21 protein-coding genes are annotated in these 21,619 nt (G+C 42.9%); 6 read left to right on the top strand and 15 right to left on the bottom strand.

The genetic code is table 11. The features are described from left to right. Positions 1-61 precede the first annotated feature (61 nt). The gene (fabR, locus tag E5Y90_RS05560) at positions 62-739 is read left to right on the top strand and encodes an HTH-type transcriptional repressor FabR (protein ID WP_174659638.1); all 678 of its coding nucleotides are present in this window, start codon (positions 62-64) and stop codon (positions 737-739) included. A gap of 55 nt (positions 740-794) precedes the next feature. Here the strand turns inward: fabR and E5Y90_RS05555 are convergent, their stop codons facing one another. The 7 genes from E5Y90_RS05555 to arsC all read right to left on the bottom strand — a co-directional run bounded on the left by E5Y90_RS05555 (position 795) and on the right by arsC (position 8,460). After that, positions 795-1,592, bottom strand: coding sequence for an alpha/beta fold hydrolase (locus E5Y90_RS05555; RefSeq protein WP_174659637.1), 798 nt, complete (start codon positions 1,590-1,592; stop codon positions 795-797). A gap of 137 nt (positions 1,593-1,729) precedes the next feature. Next, positions 1,730-1,996: a PAAR domain-containing protein gene (locus E5Y90_RS05550; protein WP_151206840.1), complete on the bottom strand. Its 267-nt coding sequence runs from the start codon at positions 1,994-1,996 to the stop codon at positions 1,730-1,732. A gap of 156 nt (positions 1,997-2,152) precedes the next feature. Next, positions 2,153-4,990, bottom strand: coding sequence for an RNA polymerase-associated protein RapA (gene rapA / locus E5Y90_RS05545; protein WP_151206839.1), 2,838 nt, complete (start codon positions 4,988-4,990; stop codon positions 2,153-2,155). A 143-nt stretch (positions 4,991-5,133) separates the two neighbouring features. Then, complete coding sequence (locus E5Y90_RS05540; RefSeq protein WP_151203247.1) at positions 5,134-5,778, bottom strand: RluA family pseudouridine synthase; 645 nt, start codon at positions 5,776-5,778, stop codon at positions 5,134-5,136. A 130-nt stretch (positions 5,779-5,908) separates the two neighbouring features. Next, positions 5,909-6,619, bottom strand: a complete 711-nt coding sequence (locus E5Y90_RS05535) for a phosphopantetheine-binding protein (protein ID WP_174659636.1) — start codon at positions 6,617-6,619, stop codon at positions 5,909-5,911. Positions 6,620-6,954: 335 nt separating this feature from the next. Then, a complete protein-coding gene (locus tag E5Y90_RS05530) occupies positions 6,955-7,863 on the bottom strand; it encodes a polysaccharide deacetylase family protein (protein ID WP_174659635.1) in 909 nt (302 codons plus the stop codon). A 168-nt stretch (positions 7,864-8,031) separates the two neighbouring features. After that, a complete protein-coding gene (gene arsC, locus E5Y90_RS05525; protein WP_151203250.1) occupies positions 8,032-8,460 on the bottom strand; it encodes an arsenate reductase (glutaredoxin) in 429 nt (142 codons plus the stop codon). An 82-nt stretch (positions 8,461-8,542) separates the two neighbouring features. On the opposite strand from arsC, the gene E5Y90_RS05520 reads away from it, so the two are divergent. Genes E5Y90_RS05520 through arsH form a run of 3 tightly spaced genes read left to right on the top strand, consistent with a single transcriptional unit; the run spans position 8,543 to position 10,612 of the window. Next, positions 8,543-8,857 (top strand): ArsR/SmtB family transcription factor, encoded by a 315-nt coding sequence (locus tag E5Y90_RS05520; RefSeq protein ID WP_151206834.1) that lies wholly within the window; start codon positions 8,543-8,545, stop codon positions 8,855-8,857. 4 nt (positions 8,858-8,861) lie between these two features. Further along, entirely contained in the window at positions 8,862-9,902 is a 1,041-nt protein-coding gene (gene arsB / locus E5Y90_RS05515; RefSeq protein WP_151206833.1) for an ACR3 family arsenite efflux transporter, read from the top strand. A 5-nt stretch (positions 9,903-9,907) separates the two neighbouring features. Then, a complete protein-coding gene (gene arsH / locus E5Y90_RS05510) occupies positions 9,908-10,612 on the top strand; it encodes an arsenical resistance protein ArsH (protein WP_174659634.1) in 705 nt (234 codons plus the stop codon). 139 nt (positions 10,613-10,751) lie between these two features. Here arsH and tnpC read toward each other — a convergent pair whose 3' ends face one another. The 6 genes from tnpC to E5Y90_RS05480 all read right to left on the bottom strand — a co-directional run bounded on the left by tnpC (position 10,752) and on the right by E5Y90_RS05480 (position 17,011). Beyond that, on the bottom strand, positions 10,752-12,419 hold the full coding sequence (tnpC, locus tag E5Y90_RS05505) for an IS66 family transposase (protein ID WP_174659633.1): 1,668 nt from the start codon (positions 12,417-12,419) through the stop codon (positions 10,752-10,754). A gap of 74 nt (positions 12,420-12,493) precedes the next feature. Then, positions 12,494-12,829, bottom strand: coding sequence for an IS66 family insertion sequence element accessory protein TnpB (tnpB, locus tag E5Y90_RS05500; protein ID WP_174659632.1), 336 nt, complete (start codon positions 12,827-12,829; stop codon positions 12,494-12,496). After that, the gene (locus E5Y90_RS05495) at positions 12,826-13,209 is read right to left on the bottom strand and encodes a transposase (protein WP_019836977.1); all 384 of its coding nucleotides are present in this window, start codon (positions 13,207-13,209) and stop codon (positions 12,826-12,828) included. The genes tnpB and E5Y90_RS05495 overlap by 4 nt, the downstream gene beginning before the upstream one ends. 85 nt (positions 13,210-13,294) lie before the next feature. Beyond that, positions 13,295-14,554 carry a serine hydrolase domain-containing protein gene (locus tag E5Y90_RS05490; protein WP_174659631.1) on the bottom strand — a complete coding sequence of 420 codons (1,260 nt, stop codon included), beginning with the start codon at positions 14,552-14,554 and terminating at the stop codon, positions 13,295-13,297. 56 nt (positions 14,555-14,610) lie between these two features. Further along, positions 14,611-15,465, bottom strand: a complete 855-nt coding sequence (locus E5Y90_RS05485; RefSeq protein WP_174659630.1) for a MaoC family dehydratase — start codon at positions 15,463-15,465, stop codon at positions 14,611-14,613. Between the two features lie 154 nt (positions 15,466-15,619). Next, complete coding sequence (locus tag E5Y90_RS05480; RefSeq protein WP_174659629.1) at positions 15,620-17,011, bottom strand: 3-oxoacyl-ACP reductase; 1,392 nt, start codon at positions 17,009-17,011, stop codon at positions 15,620-15,622. Positions 17,012-17,253: 242 nt separating this feature from the next. On the opposite strand from E5Y90_RS05480, the gene E5Y90_RS05475 reads away from it, so the two are divergent. Then, positions 17,254-18,771, top strand: coding sequence for an acetyl-CoA C-acetyltransferase (locus E5Y90_RS05475; RefSeq protein ID WP_174659628.1), 1,518 nt, complete (start codon positions 17,254-17,256; stop codon positions 18,769-18,771). 63 nt (positions 18,772-18,834) lie between these two features. On the opposite strand, the gene E5Y90_RS05470 is transcribed toward E5Y90_RS05475, so the two are convergent. Then, positions 18,835-19,938 carry an OmpW/AlkL family protein gene (locus tag E5Y90_RS05470; protein ID WP_174659627.1) on the bottom strand — a complete coding sequence of 368 codons (1,104 nt, stop codon included), beginning with the start codon at positions 19,936-19,938 and terminating at the stop codon, positions 18,835-18,837. 204 nt (positions 19,939-20,142) lie between these two features. After that, a complete protein-coding gene (gene aceI, locus E5Y90_RS05465; protein ID WP_151203268.1) occupies positions 20,143-20,568 on the bottom strand; it encodes a chlorhexidine efflux PACE transporter AceI in 426 nt (141 codons plus the stop codon). 100 nt (positions 20,569-20,668) lie between these two features. Between aceI and E5Y90_RS05460 the strand changes: the two genes are divergently transcribed. Further along, positions 20,669-21,562, top strand: coding sequence for a LysR family transcriptional regulator (locus E5Y90_RS05460; RefSeq protein ID WP_151203258.1), 894 nt, complete (start codon positions 20,669-20,671; stop codon positions 21,560-21,562). Positions 21,563-21,619 lie beyond the last annotated feature (57 nt).

Below are 21,619 nucleotides of genomic sequence, written 5' to 3'. Positions count from 1 at the left end.
ATTCCCCTTGGTTATAATGTAATAATGCTTTAATTAACCCCTTCTCCTGAAAGAGCTTTCAATGAAAATGAGTAGTGACGCCTCCTTACAATCAAACAACATTGATGAGCCAATTGTGGTACGTAGTGTGGGCCGTAAAGCGACTATTACCAAAGAAGAACTTTTTCAGGCAGCCTTAAACCTGATTGGGCCAGAAAAGAGTATCTCGTCCTTAAGTTTGCGTGAAGTTGCACGTGAAGCTGGCATTGCACCAAACAGCTTTTATCGCCATTTTAAGGATATTGATGAACTGGCAATCGAGCTGATTGATCGCGCCGGGATTGTATTGCGTCAGATTTTGCATGAAGCACGCCTGCAGGCATCACGCCAGAGCAGCATCATTCGCAGCTCAGTAGAAGTATTTATTGCCCAGCTCGATGCAGATGAAGGCAATCTGAGCCTGTTATTACGTGAAGGCTATACCGGTTCCAAGTCTTATAAGGAGGCCGTAGAGCGTCAACTGAATTATTTCCAGCAGGAGTTGCAGGAAGATTTGATCCGCTTCGAGCGTCTGAATAATAAAAAATTATTTCATCCGGATATTGTGTCTAAGGCGATTACCCAATTGGTATTTAATATGGGGGCCAATGTAATTGATATGCCAGCTGCAGAACGTCAGGAAATCGCAGAACAAACGATGATTATGATTCGAATGATTCTGGAAGGTTCCCGTCATCTGGAACAATCCCAACTGAATTAACTGAAAGTTAAGTCAATACAACAAGAGACTCAGATCAAGCCTCTTGCTTTATGGTTTAAAGCAACTGCAGCTGGGCATTGACGTGATTTGCTGTTGCTTCAGGATGTTCAAGCGGAAACATATGACCGCCCTGCACCACCGAATATTCTATCTGGTAAAACTTCTGTATTCCTTGTGGTAGTCCTTGCTGATAAAACTGGCTATGTTCAGCAGTAATCAGATGTACGGGGACTTGCGGTGGTTTACGTGGCGTTCTCCACCACCAGGCCGGCACTGTCCGAAAAATTTCAGCTTCAATCTGTTTCGGGATACGCAACGTGACTCCACCCTGTGGATTGGCCACTATTCCACTTGCAATATAATCATCAAAACACTGCTCATCAAAATGCTTAAACAGGCGATTCATCCTGAGCGCTTCAGCCGCGGCCTGGCGCGATGGCCAGTAATCTTTACGCTTTAAGGTAATACCTGCCGGGGTAAAACGGTCAATACTTTTCAGATTCAGTTTTTTTACCAGCTCAAAAAGCGCACTTTTTTTTCCAATAACAAACGGCGGGTCCATAATCACCAGTCTGGAAAAAAGTTCTGGCCGGCGATATGCCGCCATGAGCGTAATTAAGCCGCCAAAAGAGTGCCCTAACCCCACCACTTTCTGGCACGGCGCCTGCTGCTGAATATCATCAATGACTTCATCCACCAGATAACGCCAGTCTTTGGTGATCGGGTAGTGTGGATTCATTCCAATCAACGGAATGGATTTGACCGTATATTCATCCTGAAAATGATCTAAAAACTTTCGATAACTCGCAGAGGGAATACCATTCGCATGGGTAAAATATAATACGGGTTTCATTTTTATCTTTGCTTATCTTCTGAGATATTGCCTCAGCTTAATCATTCAAACTTGAATGCTATAGGGCAGAAATCATCAATCTATGACTTTAAAGTCACAGGCCTTTGATAACAGGCACTTTATAACTGGACTCAGCATTATTTTTGTGCAACCACCAGACTTTGCATCGGTAGAAAAATTGCTCCACAGGTGGTTTTATCTCCAGCCAGGACCACTGCCCGGCCATGAACCTGAAACGACGGATCAGCAGCAATCGCCATGACGACAAGCTGGCATTTTGGACAATAATGTTTCATTGCATGTAAATGAACTGCAACGCCATTGACCAGAAAAGAAGCTTCTTCTTCAACGACCACCCCACCATGTGAAGTTTTGGCTCCGATGGTAATTAAGGCTTTAGACATATTATTTTTCTTTATAATTTTAAGGAAGTCAAAATTTTAACCAAAAATAGACCCATACACAAAATGGCCCGATTAAAGGTCTGGCTTGCTAAAAGTTTAAAAATAAAAGCAGCCCGAAGACTGCTTTTAAGAAATATCTTTTTGCTCAATGAGCGTTTATGGTTTTACTACCACCATTACCTGAATACCTTCAGGCGTCACCGATAATCCATCCAGCAGGCTTAAGCCTTCTTTTTGCAACTTCTGTAAACGGGCAATTTCATCTTCACGGATACTTGGGTTGAACTGCTTCAGATAAGTCAAACGGTCAATTTCATATTGCCATTTATTACCATACACTTCTTTGGCCTGCTGCTTGAAGTTTGGTAAATTCGCACGTGCCAGTTCAAGAGCTTGCTGGTAACGTGCCTCAATAATATCACGACGGGCTTTGACCACCTGACGGCAGCTATTACCATCTAGATGATGTAAATACGGTTTCAGGATTTCTGGGGCAATCTTCTGTGACAGATCCTGACCTTTTTCACTCAGCAAGACGCGAATCAATTGCTGTGGCAAGCTAGATGGCAGGTTCAGCGCTTTAGGTGCAATAACATCAACTTTAAACCAGACTTCCAGCAATACAGAACCTTGCGGTAAAGCGGCTGACTTTAACACAGCAACGTTGGTACTGCCAAAGCCTTGAGTATTGATCATTTCCATCACACTTTCGGTAAATGGATGCTCAAGGGTCAGGTACTGTGCATCTTCCCTGATTTGCGCCTGATCACGGTAGAACGTCGCCGTCATACCATCTTCGTCCAGCGTCAAACCTTGTACCTGCATCTGATCTGTGGGCTTGATAATTACGGTTCCATTGCTTTGCTCATCAAAATCAATATTGGTCGATGCCATAAAGCGTTTCATAAACACAGGCAGATTTGTGTTGTCATCATAGTCTTCGAGTGCCTTGACAATTTCCTGCGCCACAACAGGACGACAAGAATTATACTCAAGCAGTCGGTCACGGCCAGCCTGCAACTCGGCTTCCAGTGCTTCACGTTGTACGCTGACTTCTTCCAGCAGATCTTCAAATTCCTGGCCTTTGTCCGCCAGCAGGCAATCTTTTAATGCCACAATGAAGTTTTCTTGCAAAGTTTGCGCTGTAGGAGAAATATTACTAAAAATATTCAGGGCTTCGTTATACCAGCGGAACATCCGCTCTTGCGCTGTACCCACTAAATAAGGCACATGAATCTGAATACGGTTTTCCTGGCCGATCCGGTCCAGACGGCCAATACGCTGTTCCAGCACATCAGGATTCGCCGGCAAGTCAAACAGAATCAGATCAGAAGCAAACTGGAAGTTACGCCCTTCAGAACCAATTTCTGAACAGAGCAGAATCTGTGCACCATAAGAGTCTTCAGCAAAATAAGCCGCTGCCTGGTCACGTTCCAGCAGGCTCATCCCCTCATGGAACATCGCGGTACGGATACCGGCATGTAAGCGAAGTACATTTTCTAGCGCTTCTACCACCGGACCGCTGCGTGCAATCAGCAATACCTTCTTGTGTTTCAGATCGGTACGCAATTTTTCCATCAGCCACATGACACGTGGATCAGTCTCCATCCATGAGCCATCGAGCTGGGCTTCTTCCGGCCACATCTGTTCACGTAGCTTGCCATCTTTAGACCAGTTTTCTGGTGCTGGCAGTGGTACAGGCTGACAGTCACGGCCCGGGAAGCCCTGAATGGCTTCACGCGTGTTACGAAACAGAATACGACCTGTACCATGACGGTCCAGCAGTTCATGAATCGCACGGAAGCGTTGTTCTGCTGTATCTTCAATCGCATGACCTAACAAGTCTTCAATTGCAGTCAGATGTTCGGCTTCAAGTGGCATATCTGACATCAAGGCTTCAGCAATTTTAGCAGTATGCTGATATTGTTCTTCTTCATCCAGGAAACGGTCCAGTGAGCTAAAACGCTGCGGATCAAGTAAGCGCAGACGCGCAAAGTGACTTTCTACGCCCAGCTGTTCTGGTGTTGCGGTAAGCAGTAAAACGCCTGCTGTGTGCTCTGCCAGCTCTTCAACCAGGTCATAACGGTCATTACCGCCTTCTTCTTCGCTCCACATTAAATGGTGCGCTTCGTCGACCACCAGCAAATCGAAACCTGCTTCTAAAGCCTGTTCACGTAAATCTTCATGGTCAATCATCAAATCGACAGATGCAATGATGCGCTGCTCGGTCAGGAACGGGTTAAGATCCGGATCATGTTCCTTGATCGAAGCGGTACGGGTCAGATCAAACAGGGAGAATTCCAGATTGAAACGGCGGCGCATTTCAATCATCCACTGATATTGTAATGAATCTGGAACCAGAATCAGGATACGTTCAGAACGTCCTGTTTTAAGTTGCTGGTGCATGATCAGGCCGGCTTCAATGGTTTTACCCAAGCCAACTTCATCGGCCAGTAATACACGCGGCGCAAAACGCTGACCAACTTCATGGGCAATATACAGCTGATGGGGAATCAGACCAACACGTGAACCAATCAGGCCGCGTAAGGGGCTGCTTTGCATATTGGCTTGCATCAGCAAGGCTTCAATACGCAGGTCATACCATTCTTTATAATCAATCTGGCTGGCCAGCAAACGATCCAGCGGCTTGGATAGCTGAATACTTGCACCCACACGGGTTTCATTGAGGGCTTTACGCTCTTCGCTGCCATCTTCAAGCGTGCGTACTACGTGGTAACGGACCACGCCATGACGGTCTTCGACCGATTCCACGGTCCAGTAAATACCTTCCTGATCTTGCAGCTCGTCATTGGCATTAAAAATGATGCGGGACAAAGGTGCATTGCTACGTGCATAGACACGCGTTTCATCGCTTTTTGGGAATAAAATGCTGACCGATCGTTCATCAACATCAATGAGAACTCCTAAGCCGAGTTCTGTTTCAGTATCTGATAACCAACGTTGACCAATAGCAAATTGCTGCAATTTTTCCACCTTTATCTTAAGTACAAGATTATGAATATCAGGCTCCATCACGAAATGTCATTGGAGCAAAACTTCACACCTTCAAGCAATGTATTTTGACATAAAGCCCACTAAAAAGTGAGTATAATTCACGCCGATTAAAAAACTCACCCCTAGAATGGCGCCGGACAATAAAATTCAACCGGTTGTTGTGTGTGAGGATGAGAGAAACTTAAACGTTCGGCATGCAAACATAAGCGTACGCTCAGCTGTTGCTGCTCAGGTGTAGCATACAAGGTATCTCCAATAATAGGATGTCCAAGATACTGCATATGCACACGCAGCTGATGTGAGCGCCCCGTAATCGGAGTCAATTTTACACGAGTGACAGCTTGTCCCTGAATTTCAAAATGTTCAATGGCCTGCCAATGGGTGAGTGCAGGCTTATTATGATTTGGTTCTGCAATATGTAATGGCGGATGGTCCGGATCATAAATCACGGGAACATCCACCATTCCTTCGCCGTCCAGAGTTCCCGCCACAATTGCCTGATAGGTTTTATCCGTCTGGCGTTCCTGAAATTGGCGAGAAATAGATTTTTGCCCTTCCCGGCTCAAGGCAAACACTAAAATGCCGGAGGTGTCCCGATCCAGACGATGGATGAGCAAGGTTTTGGGCTCTATTTTCATGAGACGGCTAATGAGACAGTCTTGTAAATCTTCTGTCTTCCCTGGAACTGTAAGCAAACCAGCCGCTTTATGGATGACCATAAAATCCTTATCACGATGTATCAGATGTTCGGTTAGAAAATTACTCAAAGTTCAATCCCAGGCTGATCGCGAAAAATAAGGCGGCCATAATAGAAAGCTTGGCGAATAATTACAATGCGCTTTTATATAAATGCCGAAGAAATTTCCGATTATGTGGAGTAAATTACTCAATCACTCTCTAGCGGCGTACAGATTGCAGCACAAAACTTGCCAATTCATGCAAGGAAGCATGTTCAAGCACATCTTCATAACGCAGCTCTGCACCATGTGCGCGCCATACTCCCACCAGGCTGACCATTGCTACAGAGTCCAGTCCATACTGTTTTAAGTCGATATAAGGATCAATTTCCAGAGCATCCATATCCAGCTGTTCAGCCACAGCTAACATAATGCCTTTGATCGACAGTACATAGTTTGACGGCGCACTTAAACTCCATAAACGTGTCAGGCTATAACTGCTCATGTGATGTAAACCCTGCTGCGAGATATTTTCAATCCACTGGATATGCTGCTCCTGATTGGCCAGCAAAACTGCATCATCCACCACACAGATGTGCTCTGTCACGCTTTGCAGATGCGGTAAAATCTGTTTCAGCATCGGCGTCACCTGTCCTGCAAAAATCAGTTGGGGATGGGTTGAAGCATATTCACCGAGTTGTTGCATGCCCTGCATCAGGTCATCACCATATAAATCAACAATCGGAATATCCAGTGCTTTGGCTTTATTGCTAATCTGAATAAGATTTTTCATGAGTTCCATATCTTGGATTCCAGTCTGCATGCGCAGGTTATGTAATCCCACCAAGACCAAAACCGATTCATTGGCAGCAAGTTGCCATTTAGCTGGCGATGGAGTGAATTGGATTTTTTTAGGCATGGGATATAGCATGGGAAACTCTAAAGCGACATTTGCCGGATATTTTAGCGCAGATGAGTTAAATTGGGTTTAAATCGAAATAAGCCCATAAGAGCTGCAAGTTAAATAGGTATCAAAAAATCTGATAAACAAGCTATTATGATTCAATAAGTGATTAAAAATCATAAGGTAGTTTATATAGACAGGGTTGTCGGCATTTATTTACTTGGTTGTAAATATTGTGGGCAAGTGGAACATGGGATGGGTCTGAGTCTATCAAAGGATGGAAAATTATTTTTTCTTAAATGTAGAAGATAGTTGACATGAAGAATAGCTTAAAGCAATGGCTTTTATGTTAAATGAAGGATTTACTTTTCAACTTCCAAACCATGGTTTGCCAAATTTAGATATTCATATGGAGCATCTTCTGCTGGATAACGTAAATTATTCACACCATAAATTTGCGCAATATTCCAGATGATACTTTCACCAGCAGGCAATAAATTTGGCTGAATTTTATAAATAGCGTCTTGATAGGCGGTATCACTATCAATAAATTTCCAGCCTTCCCTCTTGAAGGAAGCAATTATGTCTTCTAGCCAAGCGGCATTAATAGCTCTTATATTCAGTAAAAGTACATGGTTTGGAGATCGTCCTAATGTTTGTATGGCTAAATCATCATAATATTTCGCTCGATCAAGTAAATGGACAATGTAAGCTTGTTTTAATTTAGCCAGGCTTGTTTGATCTTTTTCTTGATGATATTTCAGAAACAATTGATTGTAATACCAATCACTCGCATCGATGCTAACAGCGCCAGATTTATAGCTATGGCTACTCAGCCATTTACGCACATTATCCCTTTTTTCTAGAGTATTTCCCTCTTTAAGAAATGGAAAGCGGTAACGTGGTATAAATCCTGCTAATGAGGAAAACATTTCATGACCTTGTTGCATATCTTGTAAATAAGTAGATAAATTTACTTCATCTTTATTAAGATTTAGATGTAAATTTCCATGATTACCAATACGATGTCCTTGTTTGCCCCAATTAGAAATTATATTTAATCCGTTTGTTCCTCCAATTTTACTTATACTCGGATAAACGATTGCCTGGATTTTATTTTGTTTTAATGTACTTAAAATATCTTCATTGATGTGTTGAGCATCTGCATTAATTGATGGGTCTAAACCATCATCAAAACTCAAAGCTACGCTTTTTGCGATAGCTACATTAGATAAACCCAAGCAAAGACTTAGGATAATTTTTTTAAGCATCGAGTGACTCTATTATTTGAAATTACTGATAGTAAAATACAAGCTTAACATTTTATTTTATAGTAAAAATTCCCTAAAATTAATATAATACAGATTAGACGCAGCCCCAATCTTAGATTGGGGCTTTTTAATGTTCGGGTAACCACCTCTATATTAAATGCAGTGGATTTACTTAATCCGTTCACCATTTTCATCAATAATCATTTCACCATCCTCTTTGGTAAAAGCTCCCAATTGAGGCGCAGACAAAATATCTAAAACGAGTTCAGAGGGTCTACAAAGTTTTACACCGACCTCTGTCACCACAAATGGACGATTAATTAAAATTGGATACTCAAGCATAAAATGAATGAGCTGTTCATCTGTCCAGTGTTGCTGATCTAATTGAAGAGTTGCAAAAGGTTCTACATTTTTACGAATAGCTTCACGTACAGAAAGGCCTGATTTTTCAATTAGATTCATGAGTTCGTTCTTGCTTGGAGGGTTAAGAAGATACTCAATAATTTCAGGTTCTACGCCTGCATTTCGAATTAGCGCCAGTGTATTTCTGGATGTTCCACAAGCAGGGTTATGATAGATCTTAACTTTTGATGACATTGGATTTACTCAGGCATTCATAATATTGCATTTATATATGGATATACGTATATTCGCAATAGCATATATGTGAGTATCGATTATGGATCAAGCAGATTTCTTTAAGTGCCTATCTGACCCGACACGTCTAGATATTTTAAAAATTATTTTAGAAAGACAAAATGTATGTGTGTGTGAAATCACAGAGATATTACAACTGAGCCAACCTAAGATTTCTCGTCACTTGGCTTTACTTCGCAACCTCTCAATTTTGCTAGATGAGCGCAAAGGACAATGGGTGTACTACCGATTAAATCCCGATTTACCAGAATGGGTAAATGCAGTTCTCAATGTGTTAAGTAATGAAGTAGTGAATACAGCTGCGAGCAATCTATCTATCTCTATGCAATGCGAGTAATTCAATGTCCGCCTCAAAGCTCTCCTTCTTAGACCGAAACCTCACCCTATGGATTTTCATTGCCATGGCATTAGGCGTAGGTATTGGGGTATTTTTCCCTCAAACATCTGTAGTACTCGATCAATTAAGCATTAACTCAGTAAATATCCCTATCGCAATAGGGCTTATTTTGATGATGTATCCGCCACTTGCCAAGGTAGACTATGCGACCTTGCCTAAAGTCTTTGAAGATAAGCGTACCCTTGCATTATCTCTCATTCAAAACTGGCTCATAGCACCTTGCTTAATGTTTGGTTTGGCAATCATTTTTTTGCACGCCTATCCTGAATACATGACAGGTCTCATTCTGATTGGTTTAGCCCGATGTATTGCTATGGTCCTGGTGTGGAATGGCCTGGCATGTGGCGATAATCAGTATGTTGCAGCCTTAGTTGCATTTAACAGTATCTTCCAAATCTTGTTCTTTAGTACTTATGCCTGGTTATTCTTGACCTTCTTACCGCCCTTCTTTGGAGTAGAGGCACAAATCATTAATGTGAGCTTTTGGACGATTACCCATGCTGTTCTTGTTTATCTGGGCATCCCCTTCTTACTTGGCTTTTTAACCCGCTTGATCTTAGTCAAACAGAAAGGCTTAGATTGGTATCAAACCAGATTTATCCCAAAGATTAGCCCTATCAGCCTTATTGCGCTTTTATTTACGATTGTAGCCATGTTTAGCCTTAAAGGTGGTGAAGTGGTTAGCCTTCCTCTAGATGTGCTTAGAATTGCTATTCCTTTGACAATCTACTTTGTTGCGATGTTCTTCATCAGCTTCTTTATGAGTAAATGGATGGGTAACGACTATCCTAAAACCACTGCTATTTCCTTTACTGCGGCAGGCAACAATTTTGAATTAGCACTGGCTGTAGCCATTGCCACTTTTGGATTAGCCTCACCTGTAGCCTTCACAACCGTGATCGGACCACTTGTTGAAGTTCCTGTATTGATTGCCTTGGTGACAGTTTCGCTATGGCTTAGAAAAAAAGTGTTTAAAGAGGTATGAGTCGAATGAACTTACCAAATATTGATCTTAGTCTTTTAGAAAAACCAACTTTAGAAAAAGTTCAGGCACAGCACCTTGATCATCCACCAAGAATATTGCTCCTGTATGGCTCAAATCGTGAGAGATCATATAGCCGTTTAGCAGTTCAGGAAGCAGGTCGAATTTTGGAATACTTCGGTGCAGAAGTGAAAATCTTCCATCCAAAAGGGCTACCCCTCCCTGAAGATGGTGATATGCAACATCCAAAGGTAAAAGAATTGCATGAGCTTTTAGCATGGTCAGAGGGCATGGTTTGGTGCTCTCCTGAGCGTCATGGTTCAATGAGCTCAATTTTAAAAGCGCAAATTGACTGGATTCCATTAGCTGCAGGTGCAATACGTGCAACGCAAGGTAAAACTTTAGCGGTAATGCAAGTATGTGGTGGCTCACAGTCCTTTAATGCGGTAAATCAATTGCGGATTTTAGGACGCTGGATGCGTATGATCACCATCCCGAATCAGTCCTCAGTGCCTAAAGCATTTCTTGAGTTTGAAGAAGATGGCCGTATGAAACCTTCTTCTTATTACCGGAGGATCGTAGATGTGATGGAAGAACTTTATAAATTTACGCTTTTAACCCGGGGTCAGTCTGCGTATCTGACTGACCGTTATTCTGAACGTGTAGAAAGTGCGGAAGAACTTTCACAACGCGTAAATCAAAAAAATATTTAAGTTTTCCAACATTAAATAATACACATTATGCCAAGCTGAAAAATAGGAACTTAAAGTTCCTATTTTTATTTCAGCTCCCTGACCAAACCCAAAAATAGAATTACCACCGTAAGCGTCCGCTGAACCCCATGCCTATTTTTTAATTTGAGTTGGATTTCCAGCGATGTGGCAGTAATTCTTCTATTTGGGTCGCTTTATGCGTCGGCAGCCTTTTCAGCACATCACTTAAATAGGCATACGGATCCAGCCCATTCAGCTTTGCTGACTGGATTAACGTCATGATGTTTGCCGCTCGCTGACCACTGCGCAGCGAACCTGCAAACAGCCAGTTCTTGCGCCCCAACGCCCAGGGACGCATCTGATTCTCGACCCAATTATTGCAAATAGGTAGATTGCCATCATCCAGATAGCGGCTTAAAGCTGGCCAACGCTTCAGAGTGTAATTGATGGCCTTGGCGGTAGGTGAACTCGATGGCACTGTCAGATGATGTTGGTTGAGCCATTCATATAGTTGTTGCATCACTGGTTGACTATGCTGTTGTCGGTATTCGCGGCGGTCTTCCGCTGTACCATCGGTCTTTTTCCTGAGTTCTGCTTCTATGGCATACAGTTTCTGAATCAGCACTAATGCCTGTTCAGCGACCTGACTTTTTTTGGTCACATGCAGTTCATGGAATTTACGACGCGCATGCGCCATGCAGCCCACCTCAATGACCTGGCCTGATTTAAAGCGTGCTTTATAACCGCTGTAATCATCACAGACCAGATGGCCCTGCCAGTCTTTCAGGAACGCTTCAGCATGCTGACCTGAACGACTATCCTGAAAGTCATAGATCACGGCTTGAACTGGATTGTACTGTGTAGTGGCATAGGCCCAGACATAACCTTTCTTCGGTTTTTTATCATTCTCACCCATCCGCATGATGGTGACCGGCGTTTCATCGGCATGCAGCACCCGCTGTTGCAGCACCACCTGTTTTAAGGCATTGGCCAGAGGTTCCAGTTCCACACCGCAGCGACCAATCCAGTCAGATAAAGTGGATCTGGACAGATCAATGCCAGCCCGCTGATAGATCAGACGTTGACGGTACAGCGGTAAATGATCGGCATACTTCGATACCAGCACATGGCTGAGCAGTTCAGGACTGGCAATACCTTTATCAATCACATAGGCGGGCATCGCTTGCTGAGTCAGGGTGTCGCACTGATCACAGACCCATTTGCCACGTACATGCTGTTCCTTATAGAACTGTGCCGGTCTGAAATGCAGTTTTTCACTGATATCTTCGCCGATACGACGTAACTGGCAGCCACAACTGCATTGGGTTGATGCAGGTTCATGCTCAATACGGATGGTGTGTAGATGATCTGGCAGCAGTCGACGTTTAGGTTTGTTGACTGTGGCTTTCTGTGTCGCTGCATGGGTTTTATCTGCATTTAATCGTTCTAATTCCAGATCAACGGCTGCGATATCTTCTTCGACCGCCTCATCCCACAGATGGATTTGTTTTGCGGTGAGATGTTCGTTTTTACTGCCGAATTTATGCTGTTTAAACAGCGCCAGTTCATGCTCGTATTTTTGATTGAGAATAGAAAGATGCTGAACTTTAGAATCTAATTGCTGATTGGTGACTTCAAGATGTTGAACTTTGGCATCTAATTGTTGATTTGATACTTCCAGATGTTGAACTTGAGCATCTAATTGTTGTTTATCTTCTGCGAGTTGTTGATGCTGCATCGCCAACTGCCGGGTGAATTCCAGCAGTTGTTCATGGGTCAGTTGGCTTAAATCTGGCAGCGTATTCATGACCGCAGTATGCCTGAGGTCATGAGAAGAATGAAATAGAACGTTTGGAGGATGGCAGAATAGCCGAGCTTGGTTTAGAGCATCGTGACCACCTGCTGTCGTCCAATGCGCTGCCAAGGCAAACCCGGGATTAATGCCTGTAACTGTTCCGGGTTGAGAGCTACGCTTTCACCCTGGTGAACTTTAGCCCAGTGGAATTTTCCCTGTTCCAAACGCCTGGCACACAGCCAGATGCCCAGTCCATCATGTACCAGCACTTTCATACGATGGCCACGTTTATTACAGAACAGGTAGGCGCAATGCGGTTTGATTGAGCCAAAGGCTTTCATAATCTGCGCCATGACCGTATCCATCCCTGCTCGCATATCCAGAGGTTGGGTGGAGAGCCAGATTTCATCAATGCGGATCATGTTGCCAGTGCCTTGAGTAATTCTGCCAAGGCAGGTATTTCTGATGTCTGCCATTTTAGCTGAATATCATTATTCGTATGAGGCACGGTGATACACAACGTGATCCTCTCATCAATAGGTTGGCTGATTGCAGCAGTGTAAGGCAAAGCAATAAATGCTGGATTCACATGAGTAGGATCCTGCACGGCACCATCATGATGGCTGAAGATCCTGATCCAACGACTGACAAGGTTGGCATTAATACTATGTTGCAGTGCGACCGAAGCGATCGAGGTATTAGGATTTTTACAGGCATTGACAATACTGAGTTTGAATTCTTTGCTGTACGTTCTGCGTTTTTTAGCAACAGGAGGTGTTGCTGAATATATATCCATGTTCATGGATTAAGTCCCCACTTGTTTTTAGGTGGGAACTAAATTAAGGCTTATAGGATGAATTCAGAAGGTGTGTTCAGCGGACGCTTACTTACCACCAGCCTTTTCGACCTCTAAGCACTACATCAGCACAGCGTAAAGCTTCCTGCGTCAATCCCCATAACCGGTAATCTCCTGTTAATGAACCTGTAGGAAAGTTATGTGTATACGCAAAACTTAAATTACGCTCCGGATCACACCAAGCTCCGGACCCATTAAACCCCATATGCCCAAATCCTTGAGAAGCTTTACCTAAGCTTAATATCCGGTGATAGCCTAAACGCCAATGCATTGGCAAAGGCATAATCCGGTCACGGCAGGTATATTGCACTTGGCTCAGACGCTGAAAATTTTCAGTTGAAATATAGGTTTCCCCCTGCCAAAGGCCATGATTGGCAAGCATGGCATAGATTTTTGCCAGACTCCGTGCAGTAAATACTCCATTGGCTGAAGGAATAACCGCCTGTAAACCTTGATTACTAAAGAAATTAAAATTCTTCATACCTTTAGGAATCATTCCGTCCTGAAAATCTTGTGGACTTTGACCACTCCATATCAATGCCCGCTCCATCAAATTAGGCTTTCGAGCTGCGGTTTTTTTAACTTTGACTTGTGAAGATGACTGGGTCGGAAAAATTGGTCGTGCAACTCGTGTTAGTTCTTGCGCTGGCACACCAAAATAGGCACCATCGAGCTCCAAAGGCTGCACCAGATACTGCTGCATCAATGATTGCAGACTCTGGCCGGTGGCTTTTTCCAGTGCGCCACCCACCTGCCAGCCAAAGGTCAAAGGCTGATAAGCAGCATCCGCTGCCACCTTAAAACGCGGTTTTGCTGCTGCTATTCGTTCCAGCATTTGAGGCCAGTTGGCCATTTCGGCTGCATCATCAATGATATTACGAATATCAAACAGTCCACTTTGATGACTGAGCATATGTGCTAATGTAATTTTATCTTTAGCCTGCTGGGCAAACTCAGGCCAATAGTCAGCAACTGGTCGATCGTAATCAATCAGGCCTTGACTTGCCAGAATATGCGCCAATGTCGCCAGCACTCCCTTACCAGTGGAATAGCACAGTGACATGGTATCTTCTTGCCAAGCTTCGTTTTCCGACTTTTTACCAGTGTAAATATCCAAGACTTTTTGTCCCTGAAAATAAATCACCAGCGCAGCCCCACCCTGTTCAGTACGGGCATGCTGCAAGCGGCTAAACTGCTCTGCCAGAGCTTTAAAACGTTCATCTACCACTCCCTGGTAGTTTTCTTTGTCAGCAAGCACATAGTCTTTTAAAGGCTGTAATATTCTGTCCATAGAATCTTGATCTCATAAAAATAAAAAGCCTAAATCGAGTTTAGGCTTTTTTTAAATTAAATTGCTTTTACGCTACCACTCACATGCGGTTTCTGATTTTTACTGTTTCGAATCAGGAAGTCGGTTTCATTGACGGCTTGTGCAGTCAGGAATTCCACTTTGGAAGGCAAATACACTGGCAACTTAAACCAGACATCTGCCTCATATGCATCAGGCAATGATAAATTAGCCAAAGCTTTGGCTTTACTCCACATTCCGTGGGCAATCGCCTGTTTAAAACCAAATGCTTTTGCAGTGAGCGCATGAATATGAATCAGGTTAAAGTCCCCTGAAGTCATAGCATAACGGCGGCCAGTATTTTCAGAAACCTCCCATTCGCCATTCAGCTGATACGCGGGTGTCTTATTTTCTGCTACTTTGGCGGCAGCTTTAACACTATTCTTTTGACGGCATAAATAAGTCGTCAACGCTTCAACTACAACCTGATCACCTGCTTTCACCGTAGTAATGAAATCAAATTGCATACCTTTGTCATGCGGCTGCAATTCACCAAATTTGCAGGATAGCATGAGAGATTCATTGACCCCGATTTTACGATACTGCTTGACCTGATTACGAATATGCACCAGACCCAGAATCGGAAATGGAAATGCTTCCGAAGTCATCATGTGCATTTGTAGGCTTTGAGAAAGTACAGTCAAATAAATCGCTGGGATATAACCATTATTTTTAAAGCCACAAACTTCATTATAGATTTTCAGATGTTTCTGATCCACCTTAAATGAATCCACCACATATTCAACTTGCGGCAGAACTTTTTCAGCTTTTGGCTTTTTGAAAACCAAACCTCGAATCACTTTTGGATAAGCTAAATAAGGTTTTGGAAGTTGACTAAAATGGCGCGTATTCATACTAAACCTTCAAAATATTTTTTTTCATTTATAAAGTGCTTTCTCCCTTTAGGGAGATTTAGAGAGGGTTGATGAGGAATATTTCCTTTCACTTTCCCTCTTCTAAATCCTCTCCTGATCTTTAAATTAAAGCGCAGGAGAGGACTTGAATACTTTAAGCCCCTAACAGGCTCTGGCCACATACACGAATCACATTGCCATTTAAACCAGAAGATGCGGTCGATGCAAACATAGCAATAGCTTCTGCCACATCCACTGGATGGCCACCCTGACTCATGGAGTTCATACGGCGTCCCGCTTCACGAATCGCAAATGGAATTGCAGCAGTCATTTGCGTTTCAATGAAACCCGGTGCCACGGCATTAATAGTTATACCATTTTTTAATGTCGGTGCTGTGAATTTTACCACCCCGATCACGCCGGCTTTAGACGCTGCATAGTTGGTTTGACCCAGGTTACCTGCAATACCTGAAATAGAAGATACACAGATAATGCGGCCATTTGCATTCAGGCCATCATTGGAAAGCAGATAGTCATTCACACGTTCAATTGCAGACAAGTTGATATTAATTACCAGATCCCAAAGTTCAGGCTTCATATTGGCTAGTGTCTTGTCACGCGTAATGCCTGCATTATGCACAATAATATCCAGACCGCCCTGTGCTGCGGCAGCTGCCTTGATTTTCTCGCCTGCATCAGCTGCGGTAATGTCAAGTGCTAATGTAGAACCACCAATTTCCCCTGCAACACGATCCAGATCAGCTTGCTGCTGCGGAACATCCAGACAAATGACATGTGCGCCATCACGTGCCAGTATGTGTGCAATGGCTTCACCGATACCACGACTTGCACCTGTCACCACAGCAGTTTTCCCTGCCAGCGGCTTCGCCCAGTCCACATCGACCTTTTCAGCTTTGGATACCCGAATCACCTGACCTGATACATAAGCTGAGCGCGGAGAAATCGTAAAACGTACAGCTGATTCAAGATTATCTTCAGCACCGGTATCCACATAGATCAGGTTTGCCGCAATCCCTTTTTTAAACTCTTTAGCGACTGATTTGACAAAACCTTCCAGTGCACGTTGAGCAATCGCCTGACTCACCGAGGTTGCAGTTTCAGGGCTAGTACCGATGACCAGCACTCGGCCAGAGCTTTGAATTTGACGGGCAATCGGATTAAAAAACTCATAAAGCGATTTTAATTGCTCGGAGTTTTCAATTCCTGAGGCATCAAAAATTACCACTTTAAATTTAGATTCTTTATCGCCTGAATTAAAAGCACTCAAATTCAAACCTGACTGTGCCGCTGCATGTTGAAGTTCAGAATTATTACCCGCATAACTGTTGGCATGAATATTGGCAAGAACTTGTGCAATTGAGCTGGTTAAAGGACTTTTAGGCGCCGCACCAAATAAAACCGCCCCTTTGACTACCGGGGTTGCAGATTCAAAACGCTCTAAAGAAGTTGGGGATGGCAGCCCCAAATTTTTAATGACAAATTTACCAATAGGAGATTTTGCGAAAGTTTGATACTGATCAGTCATGCTTATTATCTCTCATAAAAATTAGTTTTTTGATCGGTCTAAAGTTATCCTTTTAACATCAATATGATGCCAAACACATCTATTTCAATAGATCTACCAGGTTTTGCCCAATAATACTTGAGATACCCAATAGATGACTTGACCTGAGCGCAGTCTGTAATGTCATTGCAGTCAATACAGCCTATGCTCATCTATGCTAATGTAAGCAGCATAAAGATGATCAATTTGCCTGGTAAAGCCTTATGAGCAAAACAACTCAAGAAAATCCAGCAGTCGAGAGTCCTGTAGAAAAAGTTGTGTCAAAACCATCAACTCGTACTAAAGCGGCCAGCAAAAGTACGCACACAAATTCTGCTACAGAAAAAAATTCGACTAAAACCACGCGTACACGCCAGATGTCTACGCGTACTAAAAACTCGACTTCAACTAAAACCGCTTCCGTTTCAAAAACACAGCCTTCTGTTCAACAGGATAATAATATGAGCCAAAACACAGTTCGCCGCGTCGCTATTATTGGTGGTAACCGTATTCCATTTGCACGTTCTAATGGTGCTTATTTTACCGCGTCTAATACAGACATGTTTACTGCCGCACTGAATGGACTAGTTGAACGTTTTAATCTGCAAGGTCAACGTCTGGGTGAGGTCGTTGCAGGTGCAGTGCTAAAACATAGCCGTGATTTCAATATGACGCGTGAGTGTGTACTGAATACCGCACTTGCTCCTGAAACACCGGCGTATGACATACAGCAAGCTTGTGGTACCGGTTTACAGGCCGCTTTTCTGGTGGCAAACAAAATTGCTCTGGGTCAAATTGAAGTCGGTGTTGCCGGTGGTGTAGATACCACTTCTGATGCGCCAATTGCATTTGGTGATGGCTTACGCAAAGCCCTACTTGAGCTGAACATTGCCAAAACAGCTAAAGACCGCTTAAAGGCTCTAACAAAAATTAATGTCAAAGATCTGATGGACGCCCCTAAAAATGGTGAGCCACGTACCGGCCTATCTATGGGTGATCATCAGGCTATCACTACTCTGGAATGGGGCATTTCACGCGAAGCACAAGATGAACTGGCTGCCTCCTCACACCAGAAAATGGCAGCAGCTTATGAAGAAGGTTTCTTTGATGACCTGATCACGCCATTCCTAGGTCTGGAGCGTGACAATAACCTGCGTCCTGACTCATCTGTCGAAAAACTGGCAAAATTAAAGCCTGCTTTTGGTAAGGGTGATGCGCGTACCATGACTGCAGGTAACTCGACTCCACTGACTGATGGTGCATCTTGTGTACTTTTGGCCTCTGAAGAATGGGCGAAAGCCAATGGTCATGAAGTCCTGGCTTACTTAACTTTCCAAGAAACAGCAGCAGTTGATTTTGTGGAGAAAAAAGAAGGCTTACTGATGGCACCTGCCTACGCAGTTCCACGCATGCTGGAACGTGCAGGCTTGAAACTTCAAGATTTCGACTATTATGAAATTCATGAAGCATTTGCATCACAAGTTCTGTCTACCCTAAAAGCTTGGGAAGATCCTACCTTCTGTAAAGAGCGCTTAGGTCTGGATGCGCCATTAGGTGCAATTGACCGTGCAAAACTGAATGTAAAAGGCTCTTCACTTGCTGCAGGCCATCCATTTGCTGCAACTGGTGGCCGTATTATTGCCACTGCTGCAAAACTGCTGAACCAGAAAGATTCAGGTCGTGTCCTGGTGTCAATCTGTGCTGCGGGTGGTCAGGGTGTAACTGCGATTATTGAAAAATAATTCAGTACTGGCCTAATAAAAAACCGCTCAAAAGAGCGGTTTTTTTATTACAGATGATTCCACTTAAAAACGATAACCTACCCCTAGATAGGTAATAATGGGATCTATATCAATCTTTGTGGTTGCGTGAATCAATTGCTCATCGCTGGTTTGATTAATCACGCTAATCTTGGTTTTGTTATTCAGTTTCGCATAGGAAACGGAAGCTGCCGTAAACCAGTTAGGGCTAAAGTCATAAGTAAAACCGGCGGTTACGATCGGTGCAATAGCATCGTCCGCATCGACATCCACACGCATCTCTCCAGAAGATACTTTGCCATCGAGTGCTGCACCCGCTTTATCATCCTTAATATTTTGAATCATGTGGCCCGCCGCCACCAGATCTGACTTAACGCCTTTATCTAATTCAATATCATTAAAATAAGCATACATCAAACCTGCTCCCACATAGGGTCTGAACTTATTCACCCCTGATTTTCCAAATTGGTACTGTACCTGTAATGCCGGGGTCCAAGCTCTTGCAGTAGCAGCTTTACTATATTTATCTAAGTCCGTAATCGGAACCGCATAATCCAAAGGCAATCCTTCTGGAAATAACAAGCCGGCTAAGCCCCCGGGTTGTGCATTACCTGTTAATGGAGCCGTAATCATGCCTTTTCCTTTAATATCAACTTTAGGGGGAATCCCTCCAATTACCTGTAAAGAAACATGATCATTAAGATGATAATTGACCATTAAACCCAAAGTGTCGACATCATCTGCTTCCAGCCCTGTTCCTTCTGCCGACCAGCTCTCCAACCCGTTTAAGGTCGCCTTACCGGCAATTGACTCTTTAATATTGCCCTGGCCATCCGTCATCATTCCATTAATCAAGCTATTTTCAAGTAAAGTCCCAAGATACTCTTGTAGATTTGCCGTATTAGCGCCATCTTGAATTGTTGCATTCGGATCAATGGCTTTTAAAAAGCCTTCTTCTGTAATTGTGCCTACTTTAGCAACCGTTCCATTTGCCACTGCAGTATTAATATTAAAAGGGTTAGCTTTTCCTTGTGGCATCACATGTAGCCAACCTGCAGAGACCGAAAAACGTTTAAATTTTTGCTCAGCACTCGCTACTTGTGTCATCCCTAATAAAATTACAGGTGTGATTAATTTAATTAATTTCATCAACTAACTCCTTGTGTTGTTTGTTCTTTTCCATCCTTAAGAAAAAATTATTATCGCTTTCATATTAAAACTTATGTAATAAGTATTGTTTTTTATACTTGTTTTATGTTTTAAAATTTTACTTTTTGTTAAAAAAACCTTTTTAGACAGCAAAAAAGGCCTGTATTTATCATTACAGGCCTTTTTGAGCTTTCGCATTGAAGTTTAACGATATTCTGGCTGATAACCTAAACGGGCTTCTATCTGATCAAAGCACCATTGGAAAATAAAGGTATAGACCAAAATACACATCGTCATACTAAAATCCAGTAGAATCGCCTGCCAGAGTGACATATTCATGGCATACGCCACCATCGGAATAGTCACTAGCAGCAGACCACCTTCAAAACCAATCGCATGTAAGATCCGTACACCGACTGTTCTTTTTAATTTTCTTTTGGCTTCAAATTTTTCAAAAAAATGATTGAAAATCATATTCCAAATCACAGAAGTCACCGCCATGGCTACACCCAAAGTACCTGTGACTTCCAGCGGAACTTCAAAAATAAAACTTAATGCTATCGCAATGATCACCAACAGGATGATTTCATAACTGAGCGCATGAACAATCCTTCTTTTGGAAATCAACATGTTTTCAATACTCTTCCAATTTACAATAGCAGATATTCTATTTTCATAATATTGATTAATCGAGTTAGAATCTTTCAATATTATTGAAAGGTTGAAGTCAATGAATATCAATCAAGAACAATTGATCATTTTTAAAACCGTCATTGAAACAGGGTCGTTTTCTGCTGCTGCAAGAAAACTGGGTAAAGTACCCTCGGCAGTGAGCATGTCTATTGCCAATTTAGAGATTGATCTCAATTTAACACTTTTTCTACGCAAAGGTCGCGAGCCTTTGCCTACCGCCCAGGCACTTACACTCTATGAAAAAACCGAACAGCTACTGATTGAAATAAATCAATGGAAACAGCAGGCGCATGCATTAAGCACAGGCTTGGAATCAGCCTTAAATATTGTGGTAGTGTCCGAACTTCTCCATACCCGGTGGACCGATTATATTGCTTTACTTGAAGCCGAGTTTCCAAGCTTACAAATTAATGTATTCTCAGCCCCCCAAGAAGATGCCTTGAAAATGTTGATGAATCAAACTGCTCAACTCGCGCTGATGTTTGAACGTGAACAGCTCGAAAACCGTGAACAATTTGTGGAATTAAAACGAGAAACTTTAGTTCCGGTCGCCAACAAAGCCTTTGATTTAGCCCAATATCCACAGGTCAGTTTTGAACAAATCCTGCAAAGCCGCCAGATTGTTGTCGCCAGTCGGGATAAGAGCATCAAGCCGGAATTATTATATTCAAAACAATACTGGCGTACCGACAATCATCACTCGGCTTGCGCATTGATCATGCAAAATTTTGGCTGGGGTGTGCTGCCTTTAGAAATGCTCAATGAAAATCCGATCCTTAAAAAACATTTAAAAGTACTGGATCTGCTCGATTTCACGCCAAAATTTGAATATTTTGTAGATTTAGTCTGGAGCCGCGAAAATCAACTTGGCGCTGCTGCTCGTTTTTTGATTAATCACATCAGAAATCAGCGTAAAAAATCAGTTTCATGACGTGTTCCGCTGTATTTTCACTTGGGTTAAAACGACTTTGTGATATAACTAATTGTA

It is taken from the genome of Acinetobacter sp. 10FS3-1 (assembly GCF_013343215.1).
GTDB lineage: Bacteria > Pseudomonadota > Gammaproteobacteria > Pseudomonadales > Moraxellaceae > Acinetobacter > Acinetobacter lwoffii_C.
Note: the sequence above shows the minus strand (reverse complement) of the source record. Positions and strands in the feature narration are given on the sequence as shown.